The sequence below is a fragment of the Streptomyces sp. NPDC004051 genome (assembly GCF_053604275.1).
Window position 1 is genome coordinate 264,417 of the sequence record NZ_JBSGHG010000004.1, and the last position, 21,187, is coordinate 285,603.

Sequence of the window (21,187 nt, forward strand, 5' to 3'; positions counted from 1 at the left end):
AGTCCTCAGGAACGAGTGGTCAGTTGGCGGCGGAGGAGCCGAAGTAGCGGGGGTTGGCGGCGGCGATGGCGTCCCAGTCCTCGCCCTGCGGGAAGCGGACGACGTCCCAGCTCGCGCCGAAGAGGCGGTCCTCGGCGTCCTCGTCCCGGAAGGTGTCCTGCTCCTTGTCGGGCGTGTCCACGAACACGGCCACCTTCGCGCCCGGCAACCGGTACACGAAGTCAGGCATCGCGTTCGCCTCGGTGAGGAACGGGCCGGCCTCGTCCGGCAGGTTGAGGCCCCGGGCCTTCGCCCAGCCCAGGAAGTCGCCTCGCGCGGCCAGTTCGGCGGCGGTCGCCGCCTCGACCGCGGTCGGCGTCTCGGCTGCGGTCGGTGTCTCGGTCTCGGTCGGTGCCGACGGAGCCCGGTCGAGCAGCCGCCGGTACTGCTCCGACCGCGACTCGCCGCGCCCCTCGCGCCGTGCCGTCGCCGAGGCGAACCGCACCAGCAGGTGCCGCGCCGCATGGCGGTTGATCAGCGCGTGGTCGAGCTGGTTGCCGTAGGTCAGCAGGCACTCGTAGCAGCCCAGCGCGCAGGGCCGGTCGGGGTGCGGGCCGCCCAGGTCGGTGCCGTCCTCCTCGAAGTGGCAGATCGCCAGGGCGTACCGGGCGGCCTTCGCCAGCGCGTCCTCCTCCGCCTGGAGGCGGCGCAGCACGCCGGCCCCGCCCTCGGCCGCCTCCGTGAACAGCAGCCGGTCGCGGGGGCCGCCGTCCGGCGGCAGCAGTTCGCTGGACAGCTCGGCGTCCTCCAGCTCGAACGCGGCCTCGATGCCCCGCTCCAGCGCGTACATCAGGGACAGCGCCTCCGGCTCGGGCAGGGCCTCGTCGAGGGTGACGACGAGGATGTTGCGCCGGTCCTCCACGTAGGGGATGACCCGCGCCTTGCGGCGGCGCTCCTTGCCGTCCTCGTCGACCACCGGCAGCTCGCTGGAGTCGCCGGACGCCTCGGCGGCGTCCTTGTCGTTCATCCAGCGGCCGTCGGCGAGGTCGAGCCAGTAGCCCGCCGGTTCGTCCTTCTTGGCCCGGACCCGGCCGAGGTTGGTGATGCGGACGGTCGCCGAGTCGCCGTACGCCAGCTCGGCCAGCGGCGCGCCCGCCGTGTCCGCGACGGACGCGTTCAGGCGGCCCTTGCGGGCGCCGTGGTCCTGGAAGCGGTACGACGTCTCCAGGCGGTAGCCGGCCCGGCGCCGCTCCTCCTCGTCGGAGGAGATCCGCTCCCTGCGCGTGGTGTACACGGTGTGGAGCTGGAGCAGGCCGTGGGTCGCCGCGCCCAGCGGCTCGTCGCACATCTGGCAGCGGTCCTGGCGTTCCTCCGGGTCGTGGTGGTAGCCGCACCGGGCGCAGCGGGACGCCCGGCTGGTCGCCAGGTCTCCGGAGGAGTCCGGCGGCAACTGGATGCGGGTCACCTGGTAGCGGGCGCCCTCGTGGTAGATGAGCGCGCCTGGCCCGAACTCCCGGATGGCGAGGAAGCGGGGCCGCTGGAGGTAGTCGCCCTCGCCGCGGCGGCGGCCGACCGTCGGGATGTACGCGGCCAGCGGCAGGCGCGGGAAGCTGTAGCCGGGCAGGAAGCCCTCGGAGGCGAGGTAGCGGTAGGGGTTGAAGTCGGAGAGGACCGACTTGCTGTCGACGCTCTCGTTCATCAGCAGGTTTAGCTGTGTCTCCGCCTCGCGGCGGCGGGCGTTGGCGCGGTTGCGGTCGGTCTCGGTGAGGCTGTAGTCCAGGCGCCGTTTGTTCTGGATGTACTGGTCGTCGAGCGCGGCGCGGAACAGCTGCCGCCACCGGTCGAAGGCCCGGTCGAACCGCTCCGGCACCGTGCGCACGCGGTCCTGGATCCAGTCGTCGTGCCACCACGTCGTGTCGGCGAAGTCCGGCAGCAGTGGGCCCAGCACCCGCAGCGCCGCGTCCACCGTGCGGTGCCGCGCGCCCTCGTCCAGGGAGGCGTCGAGGATGTCGGGCAGCAGCTCCAGGGCGGGGTTCGGGCGGTCGCCGGTGTCCGGGTACGACACGTCCAGGACCTCGGGTATCGCGCGGCCCAGCTTCAGGCCGGCCTCGGCTATCCAGATGCCCTGGAGGTGCGAGAGGACCAGGTCCTCGTTGGCGAGATCCAGGCGCGGCGGGGCCACCGCGCCCGCCACCATCCGCTCCGAGCGGCGGAAGTAGTACTGGTCGTGGCTGTTGCCCGTCGCGCAGTACGTCGTCACCAGCGCGGGCTGCCCGCTGCGGCCCGCGCGGCCGGAACGCTGGGCGTAGTTGGCGGGGGTGGGCGGCACGTTGCGCATCATCACCGCGTTGAGGGAGGAGATGTCGACGCCCAGCTCCATCGTGGGGGAGCAGTACAGCAGCTTCAGCTCCGCCTTGCGGAACGCCTCCTCGCGCTTCTCCCGCTCCTCCGGGGCGACCTGGGCGGTGTGCTCGCGGGCGAACAGCCCGGACAGCGCACTGGCCGCCTCCTTGTACAGGTCCCGGAAGAACGTGTTCACCCGCGGGCCGTCGCCGCTCGGGTAGGTACGCGTCAACGGGTCGTGCGTCCCCGTGTCGCCCTTGCCCGCGCGCCAGACGAGCGACTGGGCGGCCACCCGGTAGCCGGTCGCGGCCGGGGTGCTCGTCCTGCGGTAGCGGCCCGTGCGCTGCGGGGCCTCGGAGACCTCCTTCACCAGGCCGTTGGCGGCCAGGACCTTCAGCAGCTCCGCGATGATCAGCTGGAGGTCGTCGGGAGGCAGCTCCTTGAAGGAGGGGGCGGCGCGCTTGAGGTACTTGCCGAACTTGCCGCGCGCCGACAGGAAGAGCCCGGAGCGGTCCAGGCCCCGGCCCGACGACGGGTGCGGGTAGGCGGTGCCGATGTTCGGCCGGTCGGAGGCCGACAGCACCCACGGGTCCACCAGCCGCTCCTCGCTCGCCCGCTGCAACGCGTCGAAGTCGTCGCGGAAGTACGACACGTCGATGGCGAGCGACCGGCGCATCTCGTTGAGCAGCGCCTTCATGATCTCGGCGCGCAGGGCGGGGTCGGCGTCCCGCAGCGCCGCGTGGGTATCAGCCCAGCGGTCCTGCTTGTCGGCGACCCACTGCAGGTCCGCGTAGTCGATCTCCAGCAGGCCCGTCTGCTCCAGGTTCGGCATGGTGATGCGCCAGCCGCGCTCCAGGTCCAGGTAGAGCCGGAAGGCGACCACGTCGCGCAGCGTCTTGGCCGCGGCCTTGGCGAGCGTCGGGGGCTGATCGCGCTCACCCGTGTAGTCGACGGGGTCGAACGCGAGCGCGTTCGTCACCGCGGAGGCCAACTCCTCGTGGGTGAGGCCGTCCGCGCCCGCGTCCAGGGCGGCCCGGTACAGGGCCCCGCGCAACTGCGTGATCTGCACGAAGTCGTTGAAGTGACCGGCCTGGAGGGAGGCGTCCTGACGGTTGTCGACGAACGTCAGGAGCTTGCGTGCCTCCGCGTCCAGGGCCTCCTCCGGCACGGACTTCAATGACCGCACCACGGAAGCGGAGATGAGCGAGGTCGCCGACGACCGGCCCTCCTGGTCCAGCGTCGCCAGCTTCGCGAAGTCCCGGCCGCGCGTCTGCTCGTAGGCCACACCGCAGTGCAGGCAGAACAGGAACGGCGACGGGACGAACGCGGCCTGCAGCTCGCCCCGGCCCTCGTGACCGAGCGGGTCCACCGTGACGGCGCGCGGCACCCGGTCGCGGAACGTCTTCCTGACGACCTCCTGGCCCCGGTCGTCCAACTCCAGCCAGGACTCCGGCAGCCTGCGGTCGTCGACGGCGTACTGGGTGCTCGACGGCCAGGGCCGCTCGTGGTCGACGAAGAGGTAACCGTCGCCCTGGCGTCCGCCCGTGGCGGAGGTGTCCCGGCGGGCCTCGTAGCGGACCTCGCCGTCCTTCTCGGTGCGCCAGACGGTCAGGTACTCCTGGCCGCACTCGCGGCAGAACGCCAGCGGCATCAGCAGCTTGCCGCCGCTGCCCGGCTGCTCCAGCTGGTAGGAGCGGGTCAGGTGGCGGGAGAGCTTGTCCTCCAGGGTGACGTACACGGTGTCGCCCTTGGAGAGGAACTGGTGCAGCCGGAACGCGAACAGCGGGCGGTCGGTGACCGGGTGCCGGGCCTGCGAGCCGGCCTCCAGGGTCGCCTCGATGGCCCTGACGCAGTCCTCCTTGGCGACCCCCGACCGTCCCGCCAGTTCGCGCGCTGCCGCGTCGATCGTCGTCGGCCGCCGGCGCACCAGGCGACCCGTCGCCCCGTCCGTGGCCAGGCCGAAGCGCGTCTCGATCCAGCGGGCCAGCGGGTCGCGCACCAGATCGGCGTACGCGCGCGGCGCGGCCGGCGAGGTCAGCCGCTCGGCGGGGACGGCGCCGGGCGCCTCGTCGGTGGCGCGCACCAGCGTCTCGCCGATGACGTGTTCGGGGCTGACCGGCGTACCGAACAGCGCGCTCGCGACGCCGGCGACGACCTTCTTCTGGTCCTCGACGGTGCCCTCGGTCGACATGGTCGCCGAGGTGCCGATGCACTGCACGTCGGGCGCCTGGCAGGCCTCCCGGACCCGGCGGATCAGCAGGGCCACGTCGGCACCCTGCCGGCCGCGGTAGGTGTGCAGCTCGTCGAAGACCAGGAACTCCAGGTCCTTGGCCATCTCGATGAGGCTGGCCCGGTCGGCGGGCCGGGTCAGCATCAGCTCCAGCATCACGTAGTTGGTGAGCAGGATGTCCGGCGGGTTGTCGCGGATCTCCTTGCGCCGCTGGTCGTCCTCCTGACCCGTGTAGCGGGCGAAGGTGACCGGCTCACGGCCCTCGCCGTAGCCGTCACGGAGGTACTTCTCCAGCTCCTTGAGCTGGCTGTTGGCCAGCGCGTTCATCGGGTACACGATGACGGCGCGCACCCGCTTCTTGGCCTTGGGGCCCTCGGCGTCCCGCTCGTGCAGGACGCGGTTGACGATCGGGACGATGTAGGAGAGCGACTTGCCGGAACCGGTGCCCGTCGTCAGCACGTACGAGGCGCCGCGCGCGGCGGCGTCGATGGCCTCGCGCTGGTGGCGGTGGAGGGTGAGCGGCCGGCCGTCCGGGACCGTGCCGCCCTCCGTCTTCCCGGCCTGGAAGATGCGGGCGCACTCCGGGTGCAGCACCTTCTCCCCGACCAGTTCGGCGACCGTGCCGCCGCTCTGGAAGAACGGATTGAGGGACAGCCACGGGTCAGGCCACTGCGCCTTGTCGTCGAGGTCCTTCTCCACGAACGCGGCGACACGGTCGTCGCGGATGACGGTGCCGCCCTCGGTGAAGTCGCGGTAGTCCTTGATGAGCGCGCGGTGCACACCGAAGACGTCCATCGCCGTGCCGGAGGCGGTGACCGGCGCCGGTCGCGGGGCGGCGGGCTCGGAGGGGGAGGTGACGGTGCGGGCGCCTGCGGCGACCAGGGGCCGCGTCGGGTCGAGGGCGCTCCAGTGGGGGAGCCGGGAGGTGTCGCCGTCCCGCACGGCCAGCGGGTGCAGGGCGTCGCGGACCTCGGCCGCGCTCGCCGGACGGTCGGCCGGGTCCTTCTCGAGCAGTCGGCCGACGAGGCGGATCAGCTCGGCGGGGATCTCGCTGCGGATGACGCCGAGGGGCGTCGGCTCCGCCTCCAGGTGCTTGCGGGCGAGTTCGAAGGGCGACTCGCTGGTGAACGGGGGTACGGCGACGAGCATTTCGTACAGCACGCAGCCGAGCGCGTACAGGTCGGCGGCCTGGGTGACCTGACGGGCCTCGAACTGCTCGGGCGCCATGTAGCGGGCGGTGCCGACGCTGACGCCGGTGCTGGTCAACCGGGCCTCGTCCGGATCGTCGACGATGCGGCCCATGCCGAAGTCGAGGACCTTGACCGTGCCGCCGCGGGTCAGCATGACGTTCGCGGGCTTCAGGTCGCGGTGCACCACGTCGGCCGCGTGGGCGGCGGAGAGGCCGTCGGCGATCTGGGCGCCGATCGCGGCCACCCAGGAGACGGGAAGCTGGTGTTCCTCCTCGATGAGGTCGCGCAGCGTCTCGCCGTCCAGGAACTCCATCGCCAGGTACGGCAGTCCGCCGTCCTCGCTGACCCCGCCGGCGATGAGCCGGGTCAGGTTGGGGTGTTCGAGGCGGCGCATGATGCGGACCTCGCGGGCGAAGCGCTCCACCGCCTTGGTGTCCGCGCCGGTGTCGATCAGCGCGCCCGAGCGGCGGCGCAGGATCGTCTTCACGGCGACCGGGCGTTCGGCGCTGCCCTCCGGGGCCCGGAGGTCCTCGGCCCGGTGGACTTCCCCCATGTTGCCCTTGCCGATGACCTGTCCGACGCGGAACCTGTCGTCGATCAGCCCCTGCCCCACAACCGCCCCTTTTCCCTCACTACTTCGTCACCCTGTGCGAGGACTCGTCCGCGACCTTCGACGGGTACTCGCGCTTATTGACACCGTTTCAGGCGCACGGTCTCCAGTAACGTACACGAGAGCGGTCGTTTTAACTAGGCCCTAGCTCCGTTGACGACGCTAACGTGCTGGCGGTAGCTTTCCATGTGTCGCCGGGTTGGGAGTGAAGGCCGTGGAGCGTCGAGCGTTCGGGGAATCTGGTGCGTCCGTGTCGACGGCCGCGCTGGGGGAGCTGCTGAAGCGACTGCGTCGCGCTGCGGTCGACGGAGTGGTGCCGGAGCGTGAGTTCGTTCAGGGCGTGCGCGCGCTCGCCGTGGACGACGCCGCGCGGGACCGGTTGCGCGACGAACTGGCCCGGCTGGGTCTGCGTGTGGGGGACTTGCACGTACACGCCGACATTGACTCACACTTCGGTGAAAAGGTTGTAGGAGGAAGTGAAAAAAGCGTGAATCCGCGTGTCGTGCTGGCGCGAGGGCTGCTGGCGAGATACGCGGACACCGAGGGCTGTGTGACGTCCCGAGTCGTGGAGGGTGTCGTACGGCTGTCGGGACTGGACGCCAGGGAGGCGGCCGAGCTGCTGGCGGGAACAGGTGTCCGGCCGGACGCGGGCAGTGTGGCAAAGGAAGACTCCGGGCCCTCCGGAACGTCCGGGAAGTCTCCGGAGGATGCGTCCGCCGCGGCTGCGGTGGACGGTCCTGCCCCGGCGGACGAGGTCACGGCCGCGACGGGCGGCGACCTCTCCGACGCCGTGGCCGCCGCGTTGGCCGTACTGGAGGCGGACCGGTTCGAGCGACGGCCGGGCAAAAGGCTGCTGACCGCCCAGGCCGAGGTGGGACTGACCGTTCTGGTCCGGGGCGGAGCCGACCGGGTCACCCGGGAACCCGACGAGGAGGAACTGAAGGCGCTGCCGAGGGACGACCTCCGGATCCGCGCCCGCGACTGCCTGATCGTCCACAACCAGGGACTGGTGCACTCCCTCGTCCGGACCGTGCTGGAACAGGGCCTGGAATACGAGGATCTGTTCCAGCACGGCGCGCTCGGGCTGATGCGGGCGACGCGGAAGTTCGACCCGATGATGGGCAACAAGTTCTCCACGTACGCGACTTGGTGGATCCGGCAGTCCCTCACCCGGGCCATCGCGGACGAGGGCGCGCTGATCCGCGTCCCCGTGCACATGCACGAACAGATGCGGAAGGTGGCCAGGGCCGAACGCGCCCTCGCAGCCGAGGGGCGGCGCGCGGGCGACCCCGACATCGCGGTGCGGTGCGACATGACCCTGCAGAAGGTGCAGGAGATCCGACGCCTCACCCGGCGCACGGATTCCCTGGACCGTGTCATCGGCGACGGCGCGACCCTGGCGGACTTCGTGGCGGAGACCCACGTCCTGCCGTCGGTGGAGCAGCAGGTGGTGGGAGCCCTGTTCGCGGAGGACGTCCTGGCCGTGGTGGACACGTTCACCGAACGGGAGGCGCGGATCCTCGTGCGGCGGCTCGGGCTGGACGGGGACGAACCCTCGACACTGGACGACCTCGGACGTGAGTTCGGCGTCACCCGGGAACGCATCCGGCAGATCGAGGTCAAGGCCCGACCCGTGCTGCGGCAGCGGGTGCGTGAGGCGGGCCTCGTCGGCCTGGACGCCGTGTGCGAGAAGGCCGAGCTGGCGGCGGAACGCGCCGCCGAGGCCAAGGAGGCGGCGCGGTTCGCCCGCGCCACTCACGCGGTCCGGACCGCCCTCCGCGAGGCCAGGGCGGAGCGCCTCGCACGGCGAACCGAGGCGGTTGTCGCTCCTCCGGTGGCGGAGAGTCCGGAAGGGGACGGCGACACGCCGATCGCCGAGGCGGAACCCGCGGTGACGACGAACGCGCGGGAAAGCACCCGCGCCGACGCGGTGACGGACGCCGATCAGGCCGTCGACGCCGGGGCGCCTAATGTGGTCGCCGCTGACTGGGAGCGTGCCCGCCGGCTGTCCGCAGCGCCCGTCGACCAGGTATGGTGGCTCGCCGACTACGCGAGGGCGGCGCTGGGGGAGGACGGTCTGGCGGCCCTGTTGGGGCAGCCGGCTGCCGACGTGGTGGTGCGGGACGCCCGTGAGGACAAGCGCCTTTCACGTCCGGTGCTGACCGCGTTGGAAGTGTTGCGCCGGGTTCTCGACGCTCTGGTGGAGGCCGGGCAGCGGCCCGGTGACTTCTTCGACCGTCCCGCCGAAGCACTCGCCGGGACAACGCCCCGTGACTATCTCGTGCGCAGGCCCCTGGTGAACCGCGAGTCACGGCTGGCCGTACGGGACACCCTGCGGGAATTCCTCGCCGACGCGCCCACCGGGTACCAGGACACGGCCGACTCGGAGCAGGCACAAGAGGTGCGGACGGAAGAAGTTCCCGAGACGCCGCCGCCCGGTGCGGAAGCAGACACGGAATCAGAGACGATCGAGGAGGACGTCCCTCTCGTCGAGGCCGACACCCCCGTCGCGCCACCGCAGGCCACCGCCGACTGGGACAAGGCCCTGGCGCTGACGGAGCCGCCGTTGGGCGGGAACGTGACCTGGCTCGCGGAGTACGCACTGCTGGCCCTGGGGCACCTGCAGTTGTCCGTGCTGCTCGGCCCGGCCGCCGCCGATGCCGTGGTGCGGGCCGCTCGGCAGCGGGGCACGCTCGACCGCCATGTCGTCCAGACTCTGGAAGTGCTCGAGGGTGTCCTCGCCGCGGTCAAGCGGCTGGGACTCCGGCCCGAGCACTTCTTCGAGTCGCCGACCGAGGCGCTGGCCGGGGCGACGCCCCGCGCGTACCTGACCGCCAAGCCCCTGGTGCACGCCGAGTCGCGCCTCGCCATCCGTGACGCGCTCCAGGGCTTCGGGGCGGCGCCCCCGGAAGGGACCGAGCCCACAGCCGTCAGTGGCGACGACGACATGAGCGCGCCCGAGGACCCGGCGGCCGGTCCAGGGGACGGGGACCCTGCACCGTCTCCCGCGGACGCCGCTCCGGTCGTACCACCACCGGTCGATGCCGAGCGGCTGCTTGCCGAGGCCCGAGCCCGGTACGAGGCGGAGATCGCCTCGCTGACGAGGGAACACGAACTCAGGCTGGGCCAGGAGCGGAGTGCTGCCGACGAGCGGGTCGCGGCCGTCCGGGCGGAAGCCGAGCGTGAACTCCATGCATGGGAAGACACACTGCTCGCGCGCATGGACGTTCTCCTGCTCCGACGCGAGCGGCGCGTGCGTGCCGAGGCCGAGGAGCGCATCGCACAGCTGGAAGCGCAGCATCACGCGGCGTACGGGGCGGCGCTGAGCAGGGCCGAGAAGGCCGAGGAATCCGCCCGATCGGCGCAGGAGAAGCGGGACCGGACCCGCATCCTGGAACTGCGTCTGCGTCAGTACCGCGAGGATGCCGAGACACGCATCAAGGATCTCGAGTCGCGCCTGAGCGAAGCTCAGAAGGCCACCGTCGAACTGGAAGCCCGAGCACAGCGGGCGGAGGCCACCGTCGACGAACGGATGCGTGCCGTCGCGTCGGCGCGGGAGGAGTACCGCCAGGGCGCCCGACTGCGGATCGCCGAGGTGGAGGCACGCCTGCGGGAGGCCGAGGCGGCTGTAGCCCAGCGGGACCTGTTCGTCGAAGCGGCACGCCGGAGCGCCCAGGAGACCGAGCAGCAGGCGGCACAACGCATCGCCCAGAGCGAGCACAACTCCTGGCTCCGCATCACCGACTTGCAGACGCAGCTCAGCGAGGCGCAGGCACAACTGGTCACGGCCCAGGAAGCGGAACGGAGCCGCGGCTCCCTCCGGGACCGCTGGCGCCGGACCTGAGCCCGCCGGTCGCCCACTCGCCCCCTCTCTCAAGAACACCAGGAATGCCATGGACCCCAGACAGGAACTCGTCTCCTACCTGCGCCGGCAACTCGTCGGCCCGGCCGGTGGCGACGACGAGACGCTCGACGCACCACCCGACCGGCAGTACCTCATGGGCACGCTCTACCCGCAGGAAGCCGACCTGCAGGGGCAGTTGGACCTTGCCAAGGAGGAGTTCGAGGGGACCGGCACCGAGCGGGGGGCCGAGGACACCGCACCGGCGAGCGACCCCGTGCCGGAGTCGAACTCCTGGCTGCCGTCGTCCCTCGGATTCAGCTTCTACACCGACGCCGAGACCCTCGAGGTCGAGTGCTCCGCCGCCCGTTACCGCACCCAGTCGCGCAGCGGCCAGCGTGGCCGGACATGGCAGCGGATCGCGATACCGGCCGAGACACACCTCCTCGGCCCGGACCGGGACCAGGTCTCCGTGCTGGACGCCCGAGCGGAACTCCGGGTCACACGAAGGGACTTCGGCAGCGGGAAACTCGTCACCGTCGCCCTCGTCAACGCGGCCCGGCACGACCCCGCCCTCGGCAGGAGCGCCCACTGGGACGGGATGCTGTTCCAGGTGGGCCTGCGGGCCCGGCCCGTCGACGGGCAGGTGCTCCAGTACCCGAGCGTGAGCCTGGCCAGCAGGGACGAGGAGGAGCAGGAACTGCGCCTGCAGTACCGGCACGTGCGGACGCACGCGGTCGGCCACGGGTGCGCCGTCGAGGAGCTCCGGGACGACGACGGCCGGGCGGTGACCTGGCTCCGTGCCGCCGTCATGCCCGAGGCCGAGGTCACCGGCGTACGGGCCGCCGGCCTGACCGACACCCCGGTGCTCAGGCTCACCCACCTCGCCGACCCCGCCGTCTCCGCCGACCAACTGAGGGAGGAACTGGCCGAGTTCGCCGCCGCCTACCGCGCCTGGTACGTGGGACAGCTCAACCAACTCGACACCGAGGTGCCCGAGTGGGGCAGGGAAGCCGCCCGGCGCGTCCTCGACCGCATCAGCGCCGCCGTCACCCGTATCGAGTCCGGTGTGCGGACCCTCTGCGACCCGCGGCGCCCCGAACTGCTGCACGCCTTCCGCGCCGCCAACCGCGCCATGGCACTGCAGATGCGCCACTCCGCCGCCGACCTCGCCGGCACCCGGCGCCCCCGCCGGGACGACGGCGTGCCGCCGGACCCGCAGCCGTACGCGGACGCCACCTGGCGCCCCTTCCAGCTCGCGTTCTTCCTGCTGGCCGTCGACGGGACCGCCGACCCCCGCCACCCGGACCGCGCCGTGACGGACCTGATCTGGTTCCCGACCGGTGGCGGCAAGACCGAGGCGTACCTGCTGCTCGCCGCGTTCGTGATGGTGCTGCGCCGTGGCGAGCGCGACGGCGGCGGGACGGCCGTGCTCAGCCGGTACACCCTCAGCCTGCTCACCACGCAGCAGTTCCAGCGCGCCGCCACGACCGTGTGCGCACTGGAGTCCATGCGCCGCGCTGACCCGGCCACGTACGGCGAGGAGCCCTTCTCCATCGGTCTGTGGGTCGGCGAGACCACCACCGCGAACAGCTACGACAAGGCGCGCCGCGACTTCGACGACGCACGCCAGGCCGCTACCCCCGACGACGTGTTCATCCTGGACCGCTGCCCCTGGTGCGGCACGCGCATCCTGCCCGCCCACAAGTCGCCCGACATCGACGACTACGGAGTGCGCGCGGGCGCCGACTCCTTCGCCTTCTTCTGCCCGAGGGACGCGTGCCTCTTCCACGACGAACTGCCCGTCGCCGTCGTGGACGAGCACCTGTACGACAGGCCGCCCACCTTCGTCCTCGGCACCGTCGACAAGTTCGCCCGGCTCGCCTGGGAACAGCGGGCGGGACGGCTCTTCGGAGCCGGGACCGGCCATCTGCCGCCGTCCCTCGTCATCCAGGACGAGCTCCACCTGCTCACCGGCCCGCTCGGCACCACCGTAGGTTTGTACGAGGCCGCCGTCCTCGGACTGTGCACCGCACCGGACGGAACCGGCCCCAAGGTGGTGGCGTCCACGGCGACCATCCGCCGCTCCGGCGAACAGGTCCGCGCCCTGTACGGGGGAGACGTCCAGCTCTTCCCGCCCGCCGGACTCGACGCCCGCCACTCCTACTTCGCCGAGCCCGACACCTCCCGCCCCGGCCGCCGCTACCTCGGCGTCATGGCCCAGGGACACACCGCCGGCCGCGCCTCCGTGGCCACCGCGGCCGCCCTGCTCCAGGGGGCGTGGCAGCTCCCGGAGGAACACCGCGACGCCTACTGGACCCTGGTCGCCTACCACCACAGCCTGCGTGAACTCGGCCGCACCGTCACCGCCGCCGCCGACGACATCCCCGCCCAGCTCGCCGGGCTCGACTCCGGGGCCGGAGTGCGTCCGTTGCCGGACGCCCAGGTGGAGGAGCTGACCAGCAACCTGCCCCGGGCCGAGCAGCCCGTGCTGTTGGACCGGCTGGAGAAGAGCTGGGACGACCCGAAGTCGGTGTCCTTCCTGCCCTGCACGAACATGCTGTCCGTGGGCGTCGACGTCAAACGGCTCGCCCTGATGCTGATGCAGGGCCAGCCCAAGACGACCGCCGAGTACATCCAGGCCACCAGCCGCGTGGGCCGGCACGCCGTTCCCGGGCTCGTGGTGACCTTCTTCAACGCCACCCGCCCCAGGGACCGTTCGCACTACGAGACCTTCGACGTGTACCACCGTGCCCTCTACCGGCACGTCGAGCCGACCAGCGTCACGCCCTGGTCGGTTCCCTCCCGCCGCCGCGCCCTGCACGCCGTGCTCGTCGTCCTCGTACGGCACCGGCTCGGGCTGGCGGCCGAGAACCAGGCCGGACGGATCCTCGACCGGCTGCCCGAAGTGGAAAAGCTGATCGAAGAGTTGGCGCAGCGGGCGGAGACCGCCGAGCCGACTGCCGGGGACGCGGTCCGCAAGGAACTCGCCGGGCTGGTCGCGGACTGGGAGGACCTCGCACGCCAGGCCCGCAAGGACGGCCGCGAGCTGTACTACCGCAGCCAGGGCAAGGGCCAGTCCAACCTCATCAAGAGCTTCGAACAGCTCTACGGCCTGTGGGAGACACCCAACTCCATGCGCAACGTCGACCGGGAATGCCAGGTGACAGTGAAGGGAGCCGACCTGTGAGCCGCACACTCCGGGTACGCCAGTCGCAGACCGTGGTGCCCTTCGGGGTCGGGGCCGTCTTCGACATCCAGGGCGAGTCGTTCGTGGCCGCCGGTATCGGCGACTGGCCGGCCCGCGCCAAGCAGCGGATCGACTCGCCCCGGCTCGCCGACCGGCTCGGCGTCACCGGCTTCCACGCCGCACCCGCCACCGCCAACGACCGCTTCGACGTCGCCGACGCGCCCGGAGCACCGTACATCCGCTTCCCCTCCTGGTTGTTCTGCGGTGCCTGCCGGCGCATGAAGCGCTGGCGGATCGCCGACGAGAAGCACGGCCAGGCGCCGCGCTGCCCGTCCTGCACCCCCGCGCGGACCCTGGCACCGATGCGGTTCGTGCAGATCTGCCAGGCCGGGCACCTCGGCGACGTCGACTGGTGGTTCTGGGCGCACTCGCGGCGCGACGGTGGCGAGCGGCGACGCTGTGAGGAACGCGAGAGGCTGCGGTTCCTCGTCTCGGAACGGGCCTCCGGCCTCGAAGCGCTCTCCGTCGCCTGCACGGCCAAGGGATGCGGCGCCACCCGGGACCTGCTCGACATCCTCGGCACCCACGGCATGCGCTGCTCGGGACGGAACCCGTGGCAGCGGGCGAGCGAGGCTGTCGCATGCCCGCGTCCGGTGCAGATCGTGCAGCGCACGGCGGGCAACCTCTACTACCCCGTCGTGCACTCGGCACTGGACATCCCCGAGACCGACCTCCCCGCGCACACCGACGACGCGCACGCGGCCCAGGTCCGTGAACACCATCTATGGGTCCTGCTGTGCAGGGACCCCGCCTCGCCGCGCGCCGCCGCCTTCCGGGAGATGATCCAGGAGGACACCGGAGCCGACGACAGCCTGCTGGACACCCTCCTGGCGGAGGAGACGGGACAAGCGGCCCCCGCCGTGGCCGCCTCACCGGGGCAGCCGCCCACCGGCCCCGCCCGCCCCGACCTGAGCCGGGAGGAATGGGCCGCGTTCACGTCACCCGCCCCGCCCGCCACCCGTGACTTCGCCCTGCGCGAGACCACGCTCGGACTGGCGGGGGAGACGGACGAACCGTGGGCCGGGCTCGCCCGCCGCTTCGGCCGCATCGTGCTCGCCGACCGCCTCCGCGAGGTCCGGGCCCTGTCCGGCTTCACCCGGGTCTCCCCGGACGCCACCGTCGTCCCCGCCGACACGTCCCGCCGTCTGAAGTGGCTGCCCGCCGTCGAGGTCTTCGGCGAGGGCGTCTTCCTCACCCTGGACCACGACGCGCTCCGGGAATGGGAGCAGGACGCGGAGGTCCGCCGGCGGGTCGAAGGCATGCGGGCCGACCTCGACCGCTCGTTCCAGAAGGACCGTCTGGAGAGTGTGACCGGACCCGAACTCGCCCCCCGCTTCGTCCTCCTGCACACCCTCGCCCACCTCCTCATCCGCCAGCTGTCCTTCGAATCCGGGTACACGACCGCGAGCCTGCGCGAGCGGATCTACGCCCGCCCCGAGCAGGACCAGTACGGCATCCTCGTCTACACCGCCGCCGGAGACGCCGAGGGCACCCTGGGCGGACTCGTCCGCCAGGGCGAACCCCCGCGGCTGGCCGAGACACTGCTGCGGATGACCGAGTCGGCAGCCTGGTGCTCGGCCGACCCCCTGTGTGCCGAACACAGCGGCCAGGGCTTCGGCAACCTCAACAGGGCCGCCTGCCACGCCTGCGCCCTGCTCCCGGAGACCAGCTGCGAGACCGGCAACTCCCTCCTGGACCGTGCCCTCGTCGTCGGAGGCGAACGCGTCCCCGGGTACCTGCAGTCCATCGTCGCCGCGGCGCGCACCGCCGCGGCCACCGCCCTGGAGCAGTCGTGACCGTCACCTACCTCGACCTCGACCCCGACCAGCGGGCCGGCCTCGACGAGCTGCCCTTCGACGGCAACCATCTGATCAGCGGACCACCGGGCAGCGGCAAGAGCGTCCTGGCGGCCCAGCGGGCCGTCATGCTGGCCCTCACCGGCACACCGGTGGTCCTGCTGACCTACTCCAACCTGCTGCGGCAGTCGCTTTCCGGCACGGTGCACGCACTGGGGCCCGCGGACCGCTCGATCCGTGTCATGACCGTCCACAGCTGGCTCGCCGAGTGGTACGGAACCATCCCACCGGCCGGCGGCGACGGCTGGTACGACTGGCACGCCCTCTTCGACCGGGCCGCCGAACCGGCGGGAGCCGTCGGCGCCGCCCTGGTCGTCGACGAAGGCCAGGACCTCCCCCCGGAGTTCTACCTGCTCGTCCGCATGCTCAAGGCGCGCACGACCGTCTACGCGGACGAGTGCCAGCGGCTCACCGACACCAACTCCACCCTCGACGAGATCGCCCGGAACCTGGGCAAGTGCACCCGCCACGATGTCGCCGGCAACCACCGCAACACCGAGCAGATCGCGTCCTTCGCCGCGCACTTCCACACCGGTACCGACACCCCGGACCTGCCGGTCCGGCAAGGCCCGCCGCCACGCCTGCACCGCTTCCACGAGCGGGGCGTCGCGGACCTGCTCGTCCTGCTGGCCGAGAAGCAGCCCAAGAAGAGCATCGGGGTGATCGCCGCCTCCAAGCACACCCAGTTCTCCCTGCTCGGCAGCATCCAGAAACGGGCGCCGCGGCTCAAGCCCCAGCTGTACACGTCGCAGTCGAGGGGCGGACAGTACCGCAACCTCGACCTCGGTCGGCCCGGCATCGTGATCGTGCACCGCCGCAGCGCCAAGGGACTGGGGTTCGACACGGTCGTCATCCCCGACACCCACGAGGACGCCGCGACCGACCCGACCTCCGCCGCACTGCGGATGTCCTACTACGTCATGGCCACCCGGGCACGGCGGGAACTCCACCTCGGTTACGAAGGGGAGTCCGAACCACCGCTCCTCGCCCAGGTGAACCGTGGAGATCTGCAACGAGGGTAGAGCGGTACCGGGCAGTCCGCCCGGCACGTCGCACAGACGGACACGACGCGGGGTGCCCCCCCCGGACCGGGACGGCCCCGTGTCCGGTCCGACCACGTCATCGGCCACACATCCGCAGACCTCAGGCCGTCCCGCGCTTGCTGGACGTGGGTCTTGACGCGTCAGTGCGACCCGTCGATATTCATGCAGCGCACACCGATGGGTTGTCAGCGACGAACCGATCCCGCAGGGAGCCGCCGTGATCGCGACCGTGACCGCCATCCTGACCCTTCGAGCCCGCGTTCCCCTCGTCCTCGCCATACTGCTGTTCACCCTCGCCCCCACCGCACCGGCACTCGCCGCCGTCCCACCGACGGGATCCCCCGTCACCGGCGTCCGGACGGCGACGGACAGGTTGCGTCCCGGGGCGTCACGAGGCGCCGAGGTCGTCGCGGTCACCCGGGTCGCCGACCGACAGGTCGACCTGTCGGTCCGCTCACGGGCCCTGGGCGGCCGTACGGTCGAGGTCCGTCTGCTCACCCCCAACGGCTGGAACCCGGACGCACGACGCCGGCAGCGCTGGCCGACCCTCTGGCTGCTGCACGGTTGCTGCGGCGACTACACCTCGTGGACCACGATGACCGACGTCGCGCAGACCGACAGCCTGCGCGACGTCCTCGTGGTGATGCCGGAGGCGGGCTGGAACGGCTGGTACAGCGACTGGTGGAACCACGGCCGAGGCGGCGACCCGGCCTGGGAGACGTTCCACACCGTGGAGCTGCGACACCTCCTGGAGCGTGACTGGGGCGCCGGCGCCGACCGTGTCGTGGCCGGTCTGTCGATGGGGGGCCAGGGCGCCCTGCAGTACGCCGCCCGGCACCCCGGCATGTTCAAGGCGGCCGCCGCGTACTCCGGTTCGGTCCACCCGCTCCTGGACGACGAGTCGGTCGACCGCATCATGGGTTTCTTCGCCGGTCAGGGCGACGACCCGCTGCGAGTCTGGGGCGACCCGGTCGCGCAGCGCCGGATCTGGCAGGCCCACGACCCGTTCCACCTGGCCGAGCGGCTCCGGTCGATCCCCGTGTACCTGTCGTGCGGTGACGGCACCACCGGCCCGCTGGACCCGCCGGGCGGCACGAGCGCGCTCGAGGCCGACTTCAACCGGCAGAACCACGCTCTCGCCGCCGAGTTGAAGAGGGTGGGCGCGAAGCACGTGACCACCCACTTCTACGGGCCGGGAACCCATGGCTGGGCGTACTGGGAACGCGAACTGCACGCGTCGCTCCCGATGCTGCTCGGCGCCCTGCGGGTGCCGTGACCTCACCCGCGTTCGCGCGGGCGCCGCCGGAACGGTGATGCGCCGGGTCAGTTGGCCAGTGGCGTGCGTTCGGCGTGGGCGACCTTCACGGACGCGATGTCGGACAGCTCGCGGTCGTCCTCGAGCGTGCTGTACTCGCTGAACTCGCCCTTGTCGGACTCGGTCCTGCCGGACTTCAGGTGGGTCGCACCGACGTAGGTCTGGCCGACGAAGTCTCCGTCGTCGTCGAAGGCGTTGACGATGACGGAGTAGTTGGCGGGCCCGTCCCCCTTGTTGGTGATCTCGTAGGTGAACGTGTAGATCTCGTCGGAGTCCGTGTCGCAGTCGTTGTACGAGTAGATGTCGGTGTCGTCGCAGTACTCGCTGTCGCTCTCGTCGACGGTGAGTTTGCCGCCCGAGATGTCGACGTGCTCCAGCGGGTCACCGCCTCCCCCTTCGTCGTCCTTGCCCAGCGCCCACCAGGCGGTGGCGCCGGCCAGCAGGAGGGCGAGGACGGCGAGGGCGGCGACGACCGCCAGAGCGCGCCGTCCCGCCCGGTCCCGGCGATCGGCGGTCGTCACCGGCGCCGGGAAAGCGGTGGGCGGCACGGCGGGATACGGGGGTGCGGGGGCCGGCTCCGGTCTGTCGGGCGTGCTGTTGTCGGTCATGCGGTGACCACTCCTTGTCGGGAGGCGCGCACGGGGGGACAGGTTCGAGTGAGCGGTCGATCGGGCCGTACGTGGGGTTGGGCGCAGGCGCCGGTGCCCCTTCGCGGGACCTGGGCCGCGTGCAGGCGGAGCCCGGCGCGGCCGGCGACGGAGGAGCAGGGGCGCGGAGGTGCGGAGGTGCGGAGCGGCGCGGGCAGGCGTGGAGGTGGAGGACTTCTTGGATTTGAACATACCGGCGGTGGCCAACTCGAGGAATATCTGGATGACTTGGGAGTGGGCAGCAGTTGACCGGGAGCCGGGGAGCAGGAGGGCGCCGCCCCACGCTGAAGGGGCACGGCACCGTGCGCGGGGCCGTCATGCCGGACAGGGAAGCGAGAGCCCTCGGGAACGGGAAGCTGCGGATGTCGGAGCGACTTGGCACCATGTGGCCTGACGATCGCTGTATGAGCGGTGCGTGACGTGCACGCAGGGCCCGGTGGCGGGCCGCTGCTGACCGAGGGGGAGGCCGTGGCGGACTGGATCTACATTCTCGATCCGAAGAGAGACACGCTGGACGGGGAGCCGTCCGACAGGGAGGCGATACGTCGGTTGGCGGAGGAGGAGCCCGAGCTCGAACTCTGGCTCAGCCGTCGCAACCGGATGAAGCAGGGCGAACGCCTGTGGTTCTTCTTCACCCACCCGGAGCCGGTGGTCGCCGCGGTGGCCGAGGTCGACCAGGAGCCCTGGAACGACCCGGACGCCCCCGACATCCCCTACCTGGTCGGGGTGACTCTGCTCCCCGAGGCGACGAAGGCGCTGTACCGCGAGCCCGTGGGCCGGGACGAACTGGGGCTCGGGCAGGTGAGGTCGGTGCAGAAGGTGAAGCCGGAGGCGCTGCCGGTGCTGCTGGCACGGGCGGGTCTCTGACCGGTACGGCGGCGGCCGCGCGCCCGGTGCCTCGGTAGGGTGACCGGCATGTCGTCCGCGCACCTGCTGATCATCGGAGACCGAGCCGCCCTGAGCTGGGTGGTGACCGGGCAGCGGACGGCCTTTCCGCCCGGGCGGGCCAAGGCGGCGCGGACGCTGGCAGAGGGCGACGAGATCTTCCTCTACACCACCCGCGGCTGCTTCCGGAACCCGGCCCGTGACCTGGGCCGGGTGATCGCTCGGGCCTCGGTCGCCACCCCCGTACGGGCCCTGGACGAGCCGGTCGTCTTCGGCGACCGCTCCTTCACGGAGGGCTGCCGCCTCGAGGTGTCCGGCTTGGCTCCCTTCCGCGACGGGCTCGTCCTGCGCGACCTGGTGCCCCGGCTGTCGGTCTTCCCGGACCCGGCGACGTGGAGCGTGCGCATGCGGCGGGCGTCACTGGCGCTGCCGCCGGGGGACGCGGACCTGGTGCGCGCGGAACTGGAGCCACTGCTGCGTCCGTACGACGAGGTCGCCGACACCTACCGCCGGGAACCGGCGCCGCCCTGACAGGACTGTAGGCGGGTGTGCCTCCGATGTTCCCGCGGGGAAGAACCGGACGTCCCTCACGGCGACCGGCGCCACCGGAACCGGGTCGGCGGCTGCTTCACGGCACCTCAGGACGCACGAGTGCCTTGGCGAAGGGCTCGCCGGTGCGGCGGGCGTGGGCTATCCGCTCGCGCACCTCGCGCAGGGTGCGCGGCCGGTAACCGGGGCCGCCGCAGCAGCTCTTGTGGAAGCGGACCCCTGCGTGCAGCAGGACCGACAGGGTGCGCCAGGCCGCGACGTCCCGACGCGGTGGCGCGGCGAAGGCCGAGCCGACGTGGACGAGCGGCTCCGCGCAGCGGGGGCAGATCCGCTGCGGCCTGTCCCCGCCGTGGGGCTGCTTGTACGAGGCCCGGCAGGGCAGGCAGACGTAGGAGGTCTTCGAGGGAGGCATGCCGGCAGAGTATGCGGCCACCGGGCCGATCTCCACGGGATTGGCCAGAGCGTCCGGTTCGCCGTCCGCCACGTCGTCGACCACCGGCGTGGTGATCAGGCCCAGGCAGGCACTTGCGGCTGCGCCCTCCGCGAGGGATACGCCGGACTACGTTAGTCGACTACCTGCTTCGGCCGGTTTCGGAGCGACGGAACCCGTCCCAGGCTGCGCGCACGGCGGTCCGGAGTTCGGCATTATCGAGATCGCCCGGTTCCGCGAAGTCGGGATCGACCGAGTAGTCCTCGAGGACCATGAACACCTGGTCGAAGAGAGCGCCGAGTGTTCCCTGAACCCGCTCCCCGTTCGCCTGGGATGCGCGTCGGATCTCCCACCAGCCATGCGCGAAGTCCGGTGCGCTGCAGGTGCCGTCGGTGAACGCTTTCAGCAGTGCCAGTTGCCGCGCCGCCGCACTGGTGGGCTCGACGTCGCCGAGGTGGGACCAGGCCCTGGCGTTCCGAGAGGGCGCGCGCGGAACGGCCGAAACGTGCGCGCGCCGTGTCGGCCCCTTCACCGACGGCCGCTGTAAGTGGAAATCCCTGAGGGCACGTCAGAGTCGTCGACCCCACGGCTGAGGGCGGTTGTCGTTCCGCGGGAACGAGGACCTCCTCCAGTTCCGCCGCGCGCCTCTTGAGGTCCTGGGCGAATGCGTCCCAGTCGGGTCCGAAGGACAGCAGGTCTGCTGCCGCCTCCCGGAGCAACTGCGAGTCGTCGGGGCGTTGCAGGCAGGCCAGGCGGTAGGCGAGGTTCCGGGCCCCAGGGGGCAGAGCCATCCAGTCTTCGGCGAGGACGCCCCGGAGCATGGTGAGGATCTCGTCGGCCGTCGCGAAGGTGAGCTTCTCGACGAACTCACGGGCCGCTTCATTGACCTGCCGGCTGTCGGCGCCATCGATCGCCTGGCTGAGGCTTAGAGCTCGTAACACGATCTTGTTGAAGTGGCCTGGTAGGCCGTGACCGATGTGAGGATTCGGCCGTTCGGGAGGGTGTGAGTACCCGGCCGT

Annotated in this window: 11 protein-coding genes; 7 read left to right on the forward strand and 4 right to left on the reverse strand. The window is 71.7% G+C overall.

The window, feature by feature from the left end; all coding sequences use genetic code 11:
• Nucleotides 1–19: 19 nt before the first annotated feature.
• A complete protein-coding gene (locus ACWEQO_RS08170) occupies nt 20–6,295 on the reverse strand; it encodes a protein kinase domain-containing protein (RefSeq protein WP_452980284.1) in 6,276 nt (2,091 codons plus the stop codon).
• A gap of 544 nt (nt 6,296–6,839) precedes the next feature.
• Here ACWEQO_RS08170 and ACWEQO_RS08175 point away from each other — a divergent pair.
• The 5 genes from ACWEQO_RS08175 to ACWEQO_RS08195 all read left to right on the forward strand — a co-directional run bounded on the left by ACWEQO_RS08175 (nt 6,840) and on the right by ACWEQO_RS08195 (nt 17,618).
• A complete protein-coding gene (locus ACWEQO_RS08175) occupies nt 6,840–10,196 on the forward strand; it encodes a sigma-70 family RNA polymerase sigma factor (RefSeq protein ID WP_452980230.1) in 3,357 nt (1,118 codons plus the stop codon).
• Between the two features lie 49 nt (nt 10,197–10,245).
• Nucleotides 10,246–13,383 carry a helicase-related protein gene (locus tag ACWEQO_RS08180; protein ID WP_452980233.1) on the forward strand — a complete coding sequence of 1,046 codons (3,138 nt, stop codon included), beginning with the start codon at nt 10,246–10,248 and terminating at the stop codon, nt 13,381–13,383.
• Nucleotides 13,380–15,239 carry a DrmB family protein gene (gene drmB / locus ACWEQO_RS08185; protein WP_452980236.1) on the forward strand — a complete coding sequence of 620 codons (1,860 nt, stop codon included), beginning with the start codon at nt 13,380–13,382 and terminating at the stop codon, nt 15,237–15,239. Before ACWEQO_RS08180 ends, drmB begins: the two co-directional genes overlap by 4 nt.
• A complete protein-coding gene (locus tag ACWEQO_RS08190; protein ID WP_452980239.1) occupies nt 15,236–16,321 on the forward strand; it encodes a DNA helicase in 1,086 nt (361 codons plus the stop codon). Before drmB ends, ACWEQO_RS08190 begins: the two co-directional genes overlap by 4 nt.
• Nucleotides 16,322–16,559: 238 nt before the next feature.
• The gene (locus ACWEQO_RS08195; RefSeq protein WP_452980242.1) at nt 16,560–17,618 is read left to right on the forward strand and encodes an alpha/beta hydrolase; all 1,059 of its coding nucleotides are present in this window, start codon (nt 16,560–16,562) and stop codon (nt 17,616–17,618) included.
• A gap of 47 nt (nt 17,619–17,665) precedes the next feature.
• Here ACWEQO_RS08195 and ACWEQO_RS08200 read toward each other — a convergent pair whose 3' ends face one another.
• Entirely contained in the window at nt 17,666–18,265 is a 600-nt protein-coding gene (locus ACWEQO_RS08200; RefSeq protein WP_452980245.1) for a hypothetical protein, read from the reverse strand.
• Nucleotides 18,266–18,724: 459 nt separating this feature from the next.
• Between ACWEQO_RS08200 and ACWEQO_RS08205 the strand changes: the two genes are divergently transcribed.
• Together ACWEQO_RS08205 and ACWEQO_RS08210 are read left to right on the forward strand one after the other, a co-directional pair.
• Nucleotides 18,725–19,171, forward strand: a complete 447-nt coding sequence (locus tag ACWEQO_RS08205) for a hypothetical protein (RefSeq protein WP_452980248.1) — start codon at nt 18,725–18,727, stop codon at nt 19,169–19,171.
• 48 nt (nt 19,172–19,219) lie between these two features.
• Nucleotides 19,220–19,720 carry a hypothetical protein gene (locus ACWEQO_RS08210; protein ID WP_452980251.1) on the forward strand — a complete coding sequence of 167 codons (501 nt, stop codon included), beginning with the start codon at nt 19,220–19,222 and terminating at the stop codon, nt 19,718–19,720.
• 97 nt (nt 19,721–19,817) lie between these two features.
• On the opposite strand, the gene ACWEQO_RS08215 is transcribed toward ACWEQO_RS08210, so the two are convergent.
• Together ACWEQO_RS08215 and ACWEQO_RS08220 are read right to left on the reverse strand one after the other, a co-directional pair.
• Nucleotides 19,818–20,150, reverse strand: a complete 333-nt coding sequence (locus ACWEQO_RS08215) for a deoxyxylulose-5-phosphate synthase (RefSeq protein ID WP_452980254.1) — start codon at nt 20,148–20,150, stop codon at nt 19,818–19,820.
• A gap of 160 nt (nt 20,151–20,310) precedes the next feature.
• Entirely contained in the window at nt 20,311–20,700 is a 390-nt protein-coding gene (locus ACWEQO_RS08220) for a colicin immunity domain-containing protein (protein ID WP_452980256.1), read from the reverse strand.
• Nucleotides 20,701–21,187: the final 487 nt, after the last annotated feature.